13 protein-coding genes are annotated in these 15,275 nt (G+C 73.0%); 5 read left to right on the top strand and 8 right to left on the bottom strand.

Annotated features, from left to right (window positions below):
- The coding region (locus ACZ4VW_RS31690; protein ID WP_467968449.1) for a thermonuclease family protein at positions 1 to 573 on the bottom strand (573 nt) is incomplete at its 3' end.
- Positions 574 to 887: 314 nt separating this feature from the next.
- Here ACZ4VW_RS31690 and ACZ4VW_RS31685 point away from each other — a divergent pair.
- Complete coding sequence (locus tag ACZ4VW_RS31685; RefSeq protein WP_467968447.1) at positions 888 to 1,577, top strand: DUF4232 domain-containing protein; 690 nt, start codon at positions 888 to 890, stop codon at positions 1,575 to 1,577.
- A gap of 132 nt (positions 1,578 to 1,709) precedes the next feature.
- Here ACZ4VW_RS31685 and ACZ4VW_RS31680 read toward each other — a convergent pair whose 3' ends face one another.
- The 4 genes from ACZ4VW_RS31680 to ACZ4VW_RS31665 form a co-directional block, all read right to left on the bottom strand.
- Positions 1,710 to 2,594, bottom strand: a complete 885-nt coding sequence (locus ACZ4VW_RS31680; protein WP_467968445.1) for a geranyl diphosphate 2-C-methyltransferase — start codon at positions 2,592 to 2,594, stop codon at positions 1,710 to 1,712.
- A 14-nt stretch (positions 2,595 to 2,608) separates the two neighbouring features.
- Positions 2,609 to 3,997 (bottom strand): family 2 encapsulin nanocompartment cargo protein terpene cyclase, encoded by a 1,389-nt coding sequence (locus ACZ4VW_RS31675; protein ID WP_467968443.1) that lies wholly within the window; start codon positions 3,995 to 3,997, stop codon positions 2,609 to 2,611.
- A gap of 55 nt (positions 3,998 to 4,052) precedes the next feature.
- Positions 4,053 to 5,468 carry a family 2B encapsulin nanocompartment shell protein gene (locus ACZ4VW_RS31670; protein WP_467968441.1) on the bottom strand — a complete coding sequence of 472 codons (1,416 nt, stop codon included), beginning with the start codon at positions 5,466 to 5,468 and terminating at the stop codon, positions 4,053 to 4,055.
- 396 nt (positions 5,469 to 5,864) lie between these two features.
- The gene (locus ACZ4VW_RS31665; protein ID WP_467968439.1) at positions 5,865 to 7,172 is read right to left on the bottom strand and encodes a phytase; all 1,308 of its coding nucleotides are present in this window, start codon (positions 7,170 to 7,172) and stop codon (positions 5,865 to 5,867) included.
- A 313-nt stretch (positions 7,173 to 7,485) separates the two neighbouring features.
- Here ACZ4VW_RS31665 and ACZ4VW_RS31660 point away from each other — a divergent pair, with 313 nt between their 5' ends.
- Both ACZ4VW_RS31660 and ACZ4VW_RS31655 read left to right on the top strand, forming a co-directional pair.
- Positions 7,486 to 9,864, top strand: a complete 2,379-nt coding sequence (locus ACZ4VW_RS31660; protein ID WP_467968437.1) for an alpha-N-acetylglucosaminidase — start codon at positions 7,486 to 7,488, stop codon at positions 9,862 to 9,864.
- A gap of 42 nt (positions 9,865 to 9,906) precedes the next feature.
- The gene (locus ACZ4VW_RS31655) at positions 9,907 to 10,359 is read left to right on the top strand and encodes a Rieske (2Fe-2S) protein (protein WP_467968435.1); all 453 of its coding nucleotides are present in this window, start codon (positions 9,907 to 9,909) and stop codon (positions 10,357 to 10,359) included.
- A gap of 87 nt (positions 10,360 to 10,446) precedes the next feature.
- Here ACZ4VW_RS31655 and ACZ4VW_RS31650 read toward each other — a convergent pair whose 3' ends face one another.
- The gene (locus tag ACZ4VW_RS31650) at positions 10,447 to 11,100 is read right to left on the bottom strand and encodes a cysteine hydrolase family protein (protein WP_467968433.1); all 654 of its coding nucleotides are present in this window, start codon (positions 11,098 to 11,100) and stop codon (positions 10,447 to 10,449) included.
- A gap of 111 nt (positions 11,101 to 11,211) precedes the next feature.
- On the opposite strand from ACZ4VW_RS31650, the gene ACZ4VW_RS31645 reads away from it, so the two are divergent.
- A complete protein-coding gene (locus ACZ4VW_RS31645) occupies positions 11,212 to 11,679 on the top strand; it encodes a pyridoxamine 5'-phosphate oxidase family protein (protein ID WP_467968431.1) in 468 nt (155 codons plus the stop codon).
- 60 nt (positions 11,680 to 11,739) lie between these two features.
- Here the strand turns inward: ACZ4VW_RS31645 and ACZ4VW_RS31640 are convergent, their stop codons facing one another.
- Positions 11,740 to 12,645, bottom strand: coding sequence for a LysR family transcriptional regulator (locus ACZ4VW_RS31640; protein ID WP_467968429.1), 906 nt, complete (start codon positions 12,643 to 12,645; stop codon positions 11,740 to 11,742).
- Between the two features lie 74 nt (positions 12,646 to 12,719).
- Between ACZ4VW_RS31640 and ACZ4VW_RS31635 the strand changes: the two genes are divergently transcribed.
- Positions 12,720 to 13,682 (top strand): DMT family transporter, encoded by a 963-nt coding sequence (locus ACZ4VW_RS31635; RefSeq protein WP_467968427.1) that lies wholly within the window; start codon positions 12,720 to 12,722, stop codon positions 13,680 to 13,682.
- A gap of 242 nt (positions 13,683 to 13,924) precedes the next feature.
- Here ACZ4VW_RS31635 and ACZ4VW_RS31630 read toward each other — a convergent pair whose 3' ends face one another.
- On the bottom strand, positions 13,925 to 15,256 hold the full coding sequence (locus ACZ4VW_RS31630; protein WP_467968425.1) for an aminotransferase class I/II-fold pyridoxal phosphate-dependent enzyme: 1,332 nt from the start codon (positions 15,254 to 15,256) through the stop codon (positions 13,925 to 13,927).
- Positions 15,257 to 15,275 lie beyond the last annotated feature (19 nt).

Genomic DNA, 15,275 nt, shown 5'->3' with positions numbered 1-15,275 from the left:
CCCCCCCCCCCCCCCCCCCCCCCCCCCCCCCCCCCCCCCCCCCCCCCCCCCCCCCCCCCCCCCCCCCCCCCCCCCCCCCCCCCCCCCCCCCCTCCAGGCCGTGGGGCACGCGCCCCACAGACCGGCTCTGGCCTGCCGGGCGGCGGCCTGGGCCTCGGTCATCGTCTTCCAGTGCTTGTCGTTGGGTTCGAACAGCACGCTCTTCGCGTGACCGCTGCGCACCAGGGACTCGTTGACGAAGACGCCCCGCTCGTTCCACACGTAGAGCAGATAGCGGCCGTAGCGGTCCTTCAGCTCGACGTCGACCTCCGTCCGCAGGACGCTGCCCGGCGGCAGCAGCTCGGCGGTCCGGGCGGTGGCCTGGCGGCTGTAGCAGGCGCCTCGCTCCGGGGTGTCGATCTCCAGCAGGCGTACGCGGACGACGTCCCCGGCGGGGACGACCCTGCCGGTGCCCCGCACTTCCAGGGTGTCACCGTCGATGACCCTGATGACGACGGGACCCGGCGGGGCGGCCTGCGCGGGGGCGGCCGGGGCGAGGAAACCGAGACTCAGGAGTACGGTGGCCGAGGCCATGAGGGCCCCGGGCCTGCGGGACGAGGAGCGCATGTCCACCCCTTCCGACGGGGGTTCCGCCCCTCCAGTACAGCATCGGGACGGTGCTCACGCACCCGCGCGGAGGCGTACTCGGGAAGCCGGCCGCGCACCCGCGCGGAGGCGTACTCGCGAGGCCGGCCGCGCACCCGCGCGACGTCTCACGGAACCGCCTCGTCCCTGTACCTCCTCGGTAACAGACCCCCGGGTCAAGCGTGTTCATGGCACCTTCCGGTCAGACTCTCCCCGCAAACGAGCGTCGAGAGCGGCCGCCCACGGCCGGCCACGGGGGAATCATGAACACTGCTGCCCGCACCTTCCGCAGGAGCCCGAGGGGCTGGAAGCGCTACGCCGCCGGGGCCGGGGTGGTCGCCGCCCTGCTCGGGTCCACGGCGTGCCGGTCGGACACAACCAGCGGCTCGGACGCGACCAGGCCCTCGGCCCGGCCGAGCGCGACGACACCGGCGAAGCCCGATGGGACGACCCCGCCGAAGCCGAGCGGCACGTCGGGCGCCCCCGGCGGGAACGGCGGCGGCGCCGTCGCCGCCTGCACCGCGGCCGAACTCGCGGTCTCCGCCGTGAAGGAGCCGGCGGACAGCAAGGAGGCCAGGCACCTTCTCCTCACCGTCCAGAACACCGGCGACGCCGCGTGCCACCTCTACCACTACCCGCTCGTACGGCTCGGTGCGGATGCCCGGACCACGGTCCCGGTGATCAAGGACAGCGACGCGGACCCGGGCCAGCCCGTCACCCTCGCCCCGGGCGGGGAGGCCCACGCCGCGCTGCTCGTCAGCGGGGGCGCCAGGGACGAGTACGAGGCGCACAGCGTGTCGCTCACCCTCCAGGGCCGCACGCCCGGCAGCAAGGCGGGCAAGCCGATGGACGTTCCTCTGCCCGTCAGGACGCTGTACGCGGACGACGGCCAGCTCGTCACCTACTGGACGACCGCTTCCGGCTTCGCCCTGGACTTCATCATGTCGAAGTGATCTCCCCAGACGGCCCTCGCGGCGACGAGGCGAGGGTGCGGCGACGTCCGGGGTGACAGCGGGGCGTGTACGACGACGACCGCCGGCCGCCGACCGAGGGGTCGGTGGCCGGCGGTCGGTCCGAGCGGCGGGTCAGACGCGGTCGGCCGCGATCAGGACGTACTGGAAGGAGCCGTCCTTGTAGGAGTTGATGAACGCCTCCTCGATGCCGGTGACCAGGGAGGAGGTCGCCCGCAGCTCCCAGTAGGGCAGCGTCGCGGGCGTCAGGTCGATGACGGCCTGCGGTACGAGACGGTTGTCCGCCATCGCGCGCAGGTACTCCCGGCGGGAGTGGATGTTGCACTCGAAGTGCGCGTTGATCTGGGAGACCCACTTCGAGGGCTGCCCGTACCGCGGGTTCCAGCAGCCGGTGATGGTCACGTACCGGCCGCCGACCTCGAGGACCCGCGAGTGCTCGGCGAAGAGGTCGTGCAGGTCGACGTACATGCTCGACTCGTTGTTCCACGAGCCCGCCGCCTGCCCCGTCTCGAAGGGCATGTCGAGCATGTTGCGCACCTGGGCGCGGACGTGGTCGTCGATGCCGAGTTCCCGGGCGCGCTGGTTGGCGAAGTCGGCCTGCTTGGCCGAGAGGGTGACACCCTCGACCTTGCATCCGAAGCGCTGGTGAGCCATGACCATCGAACCGCCCCGGCCGCACCCGGCGTCCACGAGCGTGTCGTCACGCCCGATCGATCCCAGGTGGTCCATGAGGACTTCCGCCTGCGCCGACTCGAGGCGGTGGAGTTCGGCGATCAGCTTCTTCTCGTACGCGCTGTCCTCGGGGTCCCCGAGGGCCGCGTGGTCGACGTCGCCGATCCCGTAGTGGTGGTGGTAGAGCCCGTCGACGTCGCCGAGGCGCAGGTTCACGGGCCGGGCCTCGTTGTTCCAGTAGCGCGCGATGTCGCTCTGGTAGGGCGTCGCCGGGGCGGGGACGAACGCGGAGGTGCCGTTGACGGTGGTGAACTCGGTGCTGGTCACAGATGATTCCGTTCTTACCAGAAATCGGGCAGGCTGTATCGGTAGGTGTTGGTCTGGTGCCAGTAGTGGTTGCCGTCGACCCACGCGGCCACCCCCCGCAGGAAGCGCTGCACGGTGGGGACGGGGCAGGCGGCGGCCAGCTCGGCGGCCGCGGCCTCGAAGTCGCGCATGAGGTCGTTGTGGACGTCGACGGCCTTCAGGTAGGCGTCTCGTTCCGAGAGGTCCTCGCGTTCGGCGATCACCACGGGCAGGTTGAGATGCCGGCCGGGACTGGCCAGCTCCTTGGTGTACGAGTACAGGTCGTTGACGATGGTGGTCGCGTTGCCGGCCAGCGCGATGACCCGTTGCATGGCGGGCTGGGCGTGCAGGTCCGCCGGGAGCTCGTATCCGCCGACGGTGTCGGTGATGGTGGGGCACGGGCGGAAGTTGTTGAACTGGCGCATCGCCAGGTACTCCCACACCTCGGGCGTGTGGTCCGTCTGGGCCCAGGCGGCCTCGGCCAGGTAGCCGAGGTGCAGGCGTGCCATGTCGTGCCGGAACCGGTCGGCCTGGGACGCGGTGGCGTGCTGGACGAAGTACTCCATCGCGGAGCGGTAGGCGCGCCGTGGGGCGTCCGCGTGCAGCGACTCCGCCCACTGGGGCTCGTACTCCTTCGTCGCGTGGAGGTGGTCGAGGGCGGTGTGCGCCAGCAGGAGGCGTCCCCCGAGACCGATGGGCGAGCCCCCGTGGTCCTCGCAGTAGCAGTCGTCGACCGCGTTCTCGGCGACCATCAGCCGCGTGGCGACCATCAGGTGCTCGATGGTCGGGGCGTCCGGATGGCAGGCGACCATGTAGCGGCCGACGGAGAAGCCGTCGAACTCGCCCTCCCACTCGTCGGGGTACAGGTCGACCTCGTCCAGCGCCCAGGACTTGATCCTGCGGCTGACCTCCTCCACGCGCGCCGGGTCGGGTTCCGGCACCGGATGGTGGTAGAGGCCCGGGATCGGCTTTCCCTCGGCCGGCTCCACGGGCGCCGCGGGCGCCGGCGGCTCCTCGCGCAGGGTCAGCTGGAGGCCGGCTGTTCCCAGACCGCTGGGGCCGCGCAGGACCCGCTCCAGGGCGGGGCTGGGCCGGCTCGCCCCGCCGGCGCCCGGTGCCCCTGCCGGCTCGACGTCGGCGCTCGGCGCGGGTACCGCGGGTACGGAGACGGAGGGCGGGACGGACAGGGAAGGCGGGGAAGGCAGGGAGGGAAGGGAGGGAAGTGCGGGCAGGGTGGGTGGTGCCGGCAGGGCGGACAGTGCGCCGGCGACGGCTTCGCCGAAGCGGGCCGCAGCCGCCGGCAGGCTCGACTGCACAGGGGAAAGCCCAGGTTCGGGCATCCGTGGCTCCTTGCTGAGGTGGGGGGCTGGCGCGGGGCCGGGCATGCCCGCCCGGCCCGGGAAGACGGATCCGGGCTGTCGTGGGGGGGGGACGGATCCGCTAGTCGCGCCTGCGGGCGATCTGCACGTTCTCCAGCACGCCGAGCGCGTTGGGCACGAGGATCGCGGCGGAGTAGTAGGTGGTGACCAGGTACGAGATGATCGCCTGCTCGTCCATGCCCATGAAGCGGACGGACAGGCCCGGCTCGTACTCCTCCGGCAGACCGGTCTGGTGCAGACCGATGACGCCCTGGTTGTCCTCGCCGAGGCGCATGGCGAGGATCGAGCTGGTCTGGTCCTCGGTGATCGGGATCTTGTCGCAGGGCAGGAGCGGGACCCCGCGCCATGCCTGCACCCGCTGCCCGTCGAGGTCGACGTGGTCCGGGTAGATGCCGCGGGCGTTGAGCTCGCGCCCGATCGCCGCGATCGTCCTGGGGTGGGCGAGGAAGAGCTTCGTACCGCGACGGCGGCAGAGCAGCTCGTCGAGGTCGTCCGGGGTGGGCGGACCCGAGTGGGGCTGGATCCGCTGCTTGAAGTCGGCGTTGTGGAGCAGACCGAACTCCCGGTTGTTGATCAGCTCGTACTCCTGGCGCTCGCGCAGCGCCTGGATGGTGAGCTTGAGCTGCTCCTCGGTCTGGTTCATCGGCCCGTTGTAGAGGTCGGCGACGCGGCTGTGGACCTTCAGCACGGTCTGGGCGACGGAGAGTTCGTACTCGCGCGGCTTGAGCTCGTAGTCGACGAAGGCGCCGGGCAGCGCGACCTCGCCGACATGGCCGGCGGACATCGCGATCTCGGCCTCGCCGTGCCGGTTCTGGCGTTGCAGGGGAAGGGAGCTGAACGCGTGGATGTGGGCCTGCAGGCTCGGCGCCGCGGCCTGCACGGAGGCGAAGTCGGCACGGGAGAGGGTGAGCAGGGTACCGGCCGTCTCGGCGGTCGCGGTGTAGTCCCAGGTGGCGTCGGCGTCCAGCAGGGCGTTCTCGCCGAACCGGTCGCCGTCGGCGAGTACCGCGACGCTGACCTCGTCACCGTACTTGCCGAGGGAGCTCTGGCTGACCCGGCCGTGGGCGATCAGGTGGATCTCCCCGGCGGGCGTCCCTCGCTCGACGAGCACCTCGCCGGCCCGGAAGTCGCGCTGGACGCACCGGCCGGCGAGGGCGGTCAGCACCTCGACGTCGTCGAAGCCGCGCAGCAGGGCCAGTTCACCGAGTTCCCGGGGGATCACCCGGACGTGGGCACCGTCCTGGACGAAGTCGATGCGCCCGTCGCCGACGGTGTAGCTCAGCCGGCGGTTCACCCGGTAGGCGCCGCCCTTGGTCTCCACCCATGGGAGCATGCGCAGCAGCCACCGATCGGTGATCTCCTGCATCTGCGGGGCGGACTTGGTGGTGGTGGCGAGGTTACGGGCAGCCGCGGTACTGAGGCTGGACTGCCGGGGCGGCTCCAGCTCCTGCGCTTCCGGGCTGGTCTCTACGGTCATCGGGCGAGGCTCTCCTTCTCGAGGGGGGTGATCGGCACAGTCGGCGCCAACCGGTTGAAAGAGGAAGTAGAGGGCAAACGCGGGGAATTGGTTCAGATTCCCGGGAACAGTAACGGCTGTCGGGCCGGGCTCGCCCGAGGAGTCCGTCGGCAGCACCCGAAGCGGTGATCTTGCTCGGCGCGGGGTTTATCCGCACGGCCGACGGGATTCGAGCCATCGTCGGGGTACGGGTTCACGCCGCACGGACCCGGTTGCCCGACCGGTCCCCCGGTGTCGGTGTCGGTGTCGGCGACGACGACGGCGGCGGCGGCGGCGGCGGCGGCGGCGGCGGCGGAACAACGACGAACGGCGCGCCCCGGGCTGGTCCGGGGCGCGCCGTTCGGTGAAGCGTGGAGGTCAGTCGTCGAGGGCGTCCATGACGGTGGCGAGGTCGACGAACTTGAAGTTCGTCGAGGCGCGGTCGCCGTCGCCGGGGGCGTCCTGGCCGTCCTGGACGACGAGGAGCCCGTTCGGGTACCTGGAGCCGAGGGGGGCGTTCAGGACCGCGGCGCCGTCGCACTCCTCGGAGCCGTCCAGCGCGCCACCGGCGGCCACGCGGAAGCCGCCCTCGTACTCGTTGGCGTCCTCCACCTCACGGTCGTAGGCGGCGAAGGTGTTGTCGCCCTGGCTGGAGGCGAGGAGGTAGCCGTCGCCGTCGGACTCGGTCAGCAGCGTCAGGCCCTCGACGTCGGCGGCGACCCTGGAACCGCCGAAGCCCGGGCCGGTGCCCGGTGCGCACTCCTCGGTCTGCTCGTCGTAGACGCCGGGGACTCCGTACTCGCGGACCTTGTCCATCAGCTTCGGCGTGCCGGTCAGGTCGGCGCGCAGCCGCCATATGCCGACGTCCTCCTGGCCGGCGTAGAGCGTGCCGTCGGCCGGGTCGACGACCATCCCCTCGACCTGGGGCAGCTCACCGGGCTCGGCGCAGGGCGACCAGGACGTGCCGTCGGGCAGCCGGAACGTGGACGGCAGGTCCAGGGTGCGGACCTTGCGGTACGTCATCCTGCCGCCCGCCGCGGGGAGGAGTTCCAGGAGGGCGATGCTGGTCCGCTCACGGCGGCTGACCAGGGCGTAGGAGCGGCCGGTCGCCGCGTCGGTCCAGGTGGCCAGGCCGTAGGCGGTCCGCTGGTCGTTGATCTCGGCCTGGTCCTTGGAGAAGACGGCCGGCGCGGCGGGGTCCGTGACGTCGGTGAGCGGGCCGCCCGCGCGGTCGCGGTCGATCCGGTAGAAGCGCAACCGGTCGTGGCCGCGGTCGCTGACGACGGCCAGGTCGGCCCGCCCGGAGGAGAGGCGCAGGCCGTGGACGAGGTCCACGTTGTTGAACCGGCCGGGGGCGTCGTCGGCGCCCTGGGCCGGCGGCGCGGCGATCGACTGCACCGGCCGGGCGTCCAGGTCGTAGACGCGCAGTCCGCCCTCCTTGGCCGTCGCGACGACCAGACTGCGGCCCGGATCGGCGGCGTTGCGCCAGATCGCGGGGTCGTCCGCGTCGGCGTTGCCGCCCGCTTCGTCGTCGTGCAGCGTCGGCGTCTCCGCGCGCGGCGTCACGGCGGGCAGCGCGCCGGCGGACGTCCGTCCGTGGGCGTCGGCCGGCACGGCGAGCGCGGCTGCCGCGAGGGCCGTGGTCACGGCCAGCACGATCGACTGGACTGATCGGGGGGTGGTCACGCGTGAACTCCTCCGTACGGGAAAGGGACGGACTCGCGTGATCGTGGTGCCCGTGAGTGTCGGTACGGCAGCCGCAGGGCGACCGGAAACCGCCTTCTCCGGTGTCCATACGGTGAACGGCCCGGCGGTCCGCGTCGGTCCGACACGACGTCAGTCATGCGCGCGCGTACGGCGAATGACGCACCCGCGCACCGTCGGCCATGCACCCGCACGGATGAGGGGCGCCGGAACTCGGCTCCGCCTGCGGCAGAGGCGGCGCCGGTCGACGGACAGTGATCGGACCATGCGTCGACCACTCCGAACAGGGAGCCAGATGGGCAAGCACCTGGTCCTTCGATGTCGCCGGACGCTGGCCGCCCTGGTGCTGGCGGCGACCGGCACTCTGTGGCTGCCGGGACCCGTCACCTCCACGGCCGCCGAGCACATGGCCTCCCCGCACGTGGCCACCGCGCACATGACCTCCGAGCACACCCCTCCCGAGCATGTGGCCGCCGCGCACATGCCCTCCCAGCACATGCCCGCCGGGCACGTGGAGCCCGCCGCCCCGTCCCCCTTCGATCCCGCGCCCGCACGGGCGAGCCTGCGACGTCTGCTCGGCTCCCGAGCCGCTCAGTTCACCCTCGTCCCGGTCGAGAAGCCCCCCTCGGGCGACCACTTCTCGGTCTCCGGCTCGGCGGGGGCGATCCAGGTACGGGGCACCTCGCCGGCCACGTTGCTCACCGGCGTGGGCTGGTACCTGGAACGGGTCGCCGGCGTCGACATCGGATGGCCCGGCGACAGTCTCGGCCGGCTGCCCGCCACGCTTCCCCCGGTCCCCGGCACCCTCACCCGGTCGGCGGCCGTGCCCCACCGCTACGCCCTGAACGACACCGACGAGGGCTATTCCGGCCCCTACCGTGACTTCGCCGCCTACCGCCACGAGATCGATCTGATGGCGCTGCACGGCGTGAACGAGGTCTTCGTCCCCACGGGGGCCGAGTACACCTATTACCGGACGCTCCAGGATTTCGGCTACAGCGCGGCGGAGTTGCGCGACTGGATCCCCGCCCCGGCCCATCAGGGCTGGTGGCTCCTCCAGAACCTCTCGGGGTTCGCCGGGCCGGTCTCCGAGCAGCTGATCGAGGCCCGGGCGGCACTGGGCAGCCGGATCTCCGGTCATCTGCGCGAGATGGGCATGACCCCGGTGCTGCCGGGCTTCTTCGGCACGGTGCCTCCGGGTTTCGCCGCCCGGAACCCGGGTGCCGTCACGGTCCCCCAGGGCTCCTGGGTGGGTTTCGACCGGCCGGACTGGCTGGACCCCACCGGTCCGGTCTTCGACCGGCTGGCGGCCACCTACTACCGGGTCCAGCAGCGGCGGTTCGGTGCGAGCGACATGGTCAAGATGGACCTGCTGCACGAGGGCGGCGCCCCGGGTCCGGTCGATGTCGCGGGCGCGGCCGGGGCGGTCCAGCGCGCTCTGGAGGCCGCGCGCCCCGGCGCCACGTGGGTCATGCTCGGCTGGCAGCGGAACCCCACCGCGACTCTCCTGAGCGGCGTGGACCGCCGCCGCGTGCTGATCCTCGACGGTCTCTCCGACCGCTACGACAACCTCGACCGCGAGGCGCAGTGGAGCGGTGCCCCCTATGCCTTCGGCTCGATCGCCAATTTCGGCGGGCACACCAGCCTGGGGGCCAACACGGGTGTGTGGGGCGACCGCTTCCGTACGTGGCTGACCGCGCCCGACAGCGCGCTGCGCGGCATCGCGTACCTCCCGGAGGGCACCGGCGGGAACCCCGCCGCGTTCGACCTGTTCACCGAGCTGGCCTGGGAGCCGGGCCCGATCGACCAGCGGGCCTGGTTCGCCGCGTACGCGGCCCGGCGCTACGGCGGTGCGGATCCGCACGCGGCAGCCGCGTGGGAGCAACTGCGCCTCGGGCCGTACAGCACGCGCTCCGGTACGTGGAGCGAGCCGCAGGACAGCCTCTTCGCCGCGCGCCCGGGTCTGACGGTGGCCAGGGCCGCGCGGTGGAGCCCGACCGCCATGCGCTACGACGCCGCCACGGTGGAGCGCGCGCTCGCCGAGTTGCTCCAGGTGGCTCCCGGCCTGCGGGACACGGACGCGTACCGCTTCGACCTCGTGGACGTGGCGCGACAGGCGCTGACCAATCGGAGCCGGGTCCTGCTGCCGCGTATCCGGGCGGCGTACGAGGCCAAGGACCTGGACGGCTTCCGGGTGCTGGTGCGCGAGTGGAACGCCGATCTGGAGCTGCTCGGGCGGCTGGTCGGCTCCGACCGGCGTTTCCTGCTCGGTCCGTGGCTCGCCGACGCCCGGTCCTGGGGGGCGGATCCGGCGGAGCGCGACCGGCTGGAGTACGACGCCCGGTCGATCCTGACCACCTGGGGCGGGAGGGGGCCGAGCGAGACGGGCGGCCTGCACGACTACGCCAACCGTGAATGGGCGGGGCTGGTGCGGGACGTCTACGCGCCGCGCTGGGCCGCGTACTTCGCCGGCCTCGACAGCGCGCTGGTCAACGGGACCGATCCGGTCGCCGTCGACTGGTTCGCCCGGGACGACGCCTGGGCCCGCGGCCACACGCCCTACCCGACGACTCCGTCCGGTGACCCCGTCGCCCTGGCGCGGGAGGTACGGGCGGCCCTGGCGACATCTTCCACGACTGAACGTTTCGGTGCGCTCGCGCGTACTGGATCCTGACAGAGTGATCGCCTCGACGCGGTGCGAAGACAAGGGGAGCTCATGAGTGGAGTGGCACGCCGGACGGTGGTCTCGGCGGCGGGTGGCGCGGGTCTCGTGGCGGTACTGACCGCATGCGGCAACGGCACGAACGACAAGGCGGGCGACGGCGGTTCGACGGCCGGCTCGGGGGGTGGCTCGGCGGATCCGGGCGCGCCGAGCGAGCCGGGCGCGCCCCTGGCGAAGACTGCGGACATCCCGGTGGGCGGCGGCAAGGTGCTGGCCGATCAGGGGGTGGTGATCACCCAGCCGGCGGCCGGCGAGTTCAAGGCGTTCTCGTCGAAGTGCACGCACCAGGGGTGTGCCGTCAGCGGGGTCGCCGACGGGGTCATCACCTGCCCGTGCCACCAGAGTCTGTTCGACGCCTCGGACGGCAGCGTGAAGGGCGGCCCCGCCACCGCTCCGCTGCCGCCGACCCCGATCAAGGTCGACGGGGACGCGATCACGCTCGCGTGACACGCCACGGAGCCACGGAGCCCGGCTCGCGCGACACGCCATGGAGCCCCGGAACCGGGCTCGCGCGACGCGCCCTGCCTGCCCGGCTCAGCTGACGCGCCGCGGGCTCTTCCAGCAGCCCAGCACCTCCTCCGTGGTGGTGATGGTGGAGACGAGCGCGAGCGTGTGGCGGATCATCGCGGGGGTGTAGTCGGCCGGCACCCCCGCGATGGCGTCGCCGGGTACGACGACGGTGTATCCCAGGTTGACCGCGTCGAAGACGGCGTTGGGGACGGCGACGTTGGCGGAGACGCCGGTGACGACGAGGGTGCGGCAGCCGAGGTTGCGCAGCAGCGGGTCGACGTCGGTCCCGGCGAGTGGCGAGAGGCCGTGCAGGCGTCGTACGACCAGGTCCTGGGCCGCGACCTCGATGGGCTCGGCGATCCGTACCGCCGTGCTGCCGCTGTGCTGTTGTACGGGGAGGCGGGCGGCGGCCCGGAACAGCCGGGCGTTGCTGTTGGCGCCGCGGCCGTCCGGCCGGCGCTCGGCGACCGCGTGCACCACCTGCACCCCGGCCTCGTGCGCCCCGGCGACCAGCCGGGCGACGTTCCGCAGGACGCCGGACGAGCGGGCGGCGGCGGCGAGTTCGGGCAGGGCGCCGTTCCGGCCGACGACGCCCTCCTGGCATTCGACGGTGAGCAGGACCGTGCCGCCCGGGTCGAGCTGCTCCTGGAGCTGTGCCCACTGCTTGGCGCTGGTCATGGTCCCCCTCGGCTCGGCACTCGGGCGGGCGAGGTTAGCCACCCTTGCTCCAGGAGGGAAGAGGCCCCATGATTCCTGACACCTCATCAGAATCGTAGAACGGGACCGACGATGACCGTCACGCAGCGCCGCGGACGCCGGATCATGATGACCCCGGCCGAACTGGACACCTTCCTGACCGAGCAGCGCACCTGCCGCGTCGCGACCGTATCGGCCGACGGCCGTCCGCATGTCGGCGCGCTCTGGTTCGTGTGGGACGGAACGTCGATCTGGCTCTACTCGATCACCCGGAGCCGGCGCTGGGCGGACCTGCGCGCCGACCCGCGGATCGCGGTGGTGGTCGACGACGGTGAGGAGTACGGAGAGCTGCGCGGCGCGGAACTGTCGGGCACCGCGGTCTTCGTCGGCGAGGCCCCGCGCACCGGCGAGCCCTGCCCCGAACTCGACGTGCCCGAGCGGCTCTTCGCCGCCAAGAACTTCGGCCTGGACTCGATGCCGCACGACGGCCGGCACGCCTGGCTGAAGCTCACGCCCGACGCCGTGGCGTCCTGGGACTTCCGCAAGCTGGCGACCCTCTGAGCGCCGGGTCCGCGCCGGCCCGGCCGTGACCCTCCGCGGCCCGCCCGCCCTTCCGCCGCGTCAGACGCCGATGGCCGCCCCCACGCCCTGAAGGGCCTCGACCGCCGCGCGGATCGACGGCCGGCGGTCGGCGTCGGTGCGCCAGGTCGCGTAGATGTGCCGGCGCATGCGCTGCCGCACGGGAGCGAAGGCGATCCCTTCCGGGGTGGGGCCACGGCCGAGGCGCGGCGTGACGCACACCCCGAATCCTGCTGCCACCAGGGCGAGTTGGGTGTGGTGCTCCCCCGCGAGATGGGCGATGCGCGGCTCGATGCCCTGCGAGCGCAGGGTGAACATGAGCCAGTCGTGGCAGAACTCGCCCTCCGGCCAGGAGACCCACTCCTCGTCGCCGAAGTCCACGAGATCCACCTCCTCGCGTGCGGCGAGCGGGTGGTCGGCCGGCATGGCGACGTCCGCCGCGTCGTCGAGGAGATGGGCCCGCTCGAGACCGCCCGGCACCGGCGCGCGCTTGTTGCTCCAGTCCAGGACGATCGCGAGATCGGCATCGCCGCGCAGCACCTCACGGATACCCCGCTCCGGCTCCAGCTCGGTGGTCCTCACCCGCAGCTCGGGGTGGGCGGTACGCAGTGCGCCGAGGGCGCCCGGCAGGAGTCCGCGCGCGGCGGTGGGGAAGGCCGCGATCCGGACCTCGCCCACGACCTGGCCGCGCTGCGCCTCGATGTCCGCCTGGGCGAGCTCGACCTGGGAGAGGATGCGCGCCGCGTGTTCGGCGAGGAGCAGCCCGGCGTCGGTGAGCCGTACGCCCCGGCCGTTCTTGGCGAGCAGCTGCTGGCCGATCTCCCGCTCCAGCTTGGACAGCTGCTGCGAGACGGCCGAGGTGGTGACGTGCAGCCCGTCGGCCGCTCCACTGACGGAGCCGTGGCGTGCGACGGCGTCCAGGGTGCGCAGGCGCTCCAGGTTCAACATGTAAGCGATCCTAAGGGAAGGGGTTCATTTAGTCTCGCTTGTTCTACGAGGTTGTGGCCGTCAGTCTTGTGCCCATGATGGTCGACTGGCGGATCCGCTTCGGTGTGCTGGCCCTTGTCTGGGGCTTCAGCTTCTTCTTCATCAAGGTCGGTACGGAAGGGTTCGCACCGTTTCAGGTGACCTTCGGGCGTCTGCTCTTCGGTACGGCGGTGCTGGCCGTCGCGATGGTGGTCAAGCGCGAGCGGCTGCCGCGCGGCCGCCGCACCTGGCTGCACCTGACGGTCGCCGCGTTCCTCCTCAACGCCCTGCCGTTCTCGCTGTTCTCGTACGCGGAGCTGACGATCCCCTCGACGCTGGCGGGGATCTGCAACGCCACGACGCCGCTGTGGGGCATGCTCCTCTCCCTGGTCGCGCTCTCCGAGGACCGCCCGACGCGGGTGCGCGCGGCGGGTCTGGGCATCGGCTTCATCGGGGTGCTGACCGTTCTCGGCGCCTGGCAGGGCTTCTCCGGGCTGGACGTCACCGGCACGCTGATGGCGCTGTTCGCCTCGTTCAGTTACGCGGTGGGCTGGATCTACGTCCGCCGCACGCTGGCCGGCACGGGCACCTCCAACCTCTCGCTCGCCGGCTCCCAGGTCGGCCTGGCGACGCTCCAACTGGCCGTGGTCACGCCGCTGTTCACCACGCTCCCGTCCTCGGTCGAGACCGGCCCGCTGCTGGCGGTGATCGCCCTGGGGGTGCTGGGCACGGGGTACGCGATGCTGCTGCAGTACGGCGTGGTCGCGGAGGTCGGCCCGACGACGGCGGCGATGGTCACGTACTTCATCCCGGTCATCGCCACGGCGGCGGGCGTCGCCCTTCTGGACGAACACCTCAGCTGGAACACCCCGGTCGGCGCCGTCATCGTCCTCGCGGGCGCGGCGCTCACGCAGACCCGGGGGCGGGGCGGCCGGCCGACGATCACCGTCCGCGTCTCCGGTTCCCCGGAGAACGCCACGGCTCCACAACCGGCGCCGGCGGTGGCCCGCCAACCGTAGGACACCCGCACCGGCCCGCCGCGCCCCGGGGACAGCCACTCCACCGGCCCGCCGCGCCCCGGGGGCGGGCACTCCACCGGCCGGCGCCCGAGGGACGGACACTCAGCCGGCTTACGCCCGAGGGGCGGGCACCCGCACCGGCCCGCCGTGCCCCGGGGGTGGACACCCGCACCGGCCCGCGCCCGAGGGACGGCCGGGCCGCCCCCAGGCCCTCCAGGGACCACCCGTCCCGTCCTCCCCGGTCAGCCGTAGCTCCGCGCCGGCGCCGGTCCCGCCGCGCCCGCGACCGCGTCGGCCAGGGCCTCGATGTCCGCGACCGTCAGCCCGGAGACGGTCAGCCGGACGGCCGGCCCCGTGTCCATCCGGAAGCGGGCACCGGGTGCCACCGCCCAGCCCGCGCCCAGCAGCCGGGCCACGGCGCCGGTCTCGTCGGAGACCGGCACCCATACGTTCATCCCGCTGCGGCCGTACGCCTCGACGCCCCGGCCCCGCAACGCGCGGACGAGCCCGTCGCGCCGCTGCCCGTAGGAGCGCGCGACCGCCGCCGCGTCCACCGCGCCCGTCGCCCACAGATGCGCCACCGCGCGCTGCAGCAGCCTGCTGACCCAGCCGGGCCCGAGCCGCTGACGGCCGAGGAACCGGTCGACGGTCTCGGCGTCGCCGGTGAGGACGGCGATCCGCAGATCGGGCCCGTATGCCTTGGCGGCTGAGCGTACGAGGGCCCAGCGGCGGGTCACTCCGGCCAGCGGATGCAGCGGCAGGTCGACGATGCCGTGCCCGTGGTCGTCCTCGATGAGCAGCACGTCCGGATGAGCGGAGAGGACCCGCCGCAGCGCGTCGGCGCGGGCCTCCCCGATGGCGGCGCCGGTCGGGTTCTGCGCCCGGTCGGTGACGATCACCGCCCGCGCGCCGTCCCGCAGCGCGCGGCCCACCGCCTCCGGCAGCGGCCCGTCGTCGTCGACCGCGACCGGCACCGGCCGCAGTCCGAGCGCCGGCACGAGGTCGAGCAGGCTCCCCCACCCCGGGTCCTCGACGGCGACCGCGTCCCCCGCCTTGAGGTGGAGGGCCAGCACCCGTTCGATGGCGTCGAGGGACCCCGACGCGACCGCGACCGGCCCGTCGGGTACCCCGTCGGCGCTGAGCGCGGCACGAGCGAGCCGGGCGAACTCCTCGTCCACGGGGGCCTCCCCGTACAGCCCCGGCCGCTCGGCGGCGCGCCGCGCGGCCTCGGCGAGCGCCTCGCCCAGCGAAGGCAGCAGGGCGGGGTCCGGATTGCCCTGGCCCACGTCCCGTACACCGGGCGGCGCCTCCACCTGGATCGACCCGCGGGCCGTCGTGGCGGGCCTGGGCCGCACCCGGCTGCCGCGCCGGCCGTCCGTCTCGATGACCCCGCGTTCCCGCAGGGTCCGGTACGCCGCCGCGACGGTGTTCGGGTTCACCCCCAGGGTGAGCGCCAACTCCCGCATGGGTGGCAGGAGTCGGCCGGGCTCGAGCGCCCCCGCGCCTACTCCGCGCTCCACGCTGGCGGCGATCTCCGATGCGCGACGACCTTCGATCCGATACTCTCCTAGCACAAACGAGATTATGCACTAG

It is taken from the genome of Streptomyces sp. NPDC029139 (assembly GCF_055564335.1).
Note: the sequence above shows the minus strand (reverse complement) of the source record. Positions and strands in the feature narration are given on the sequence as shown.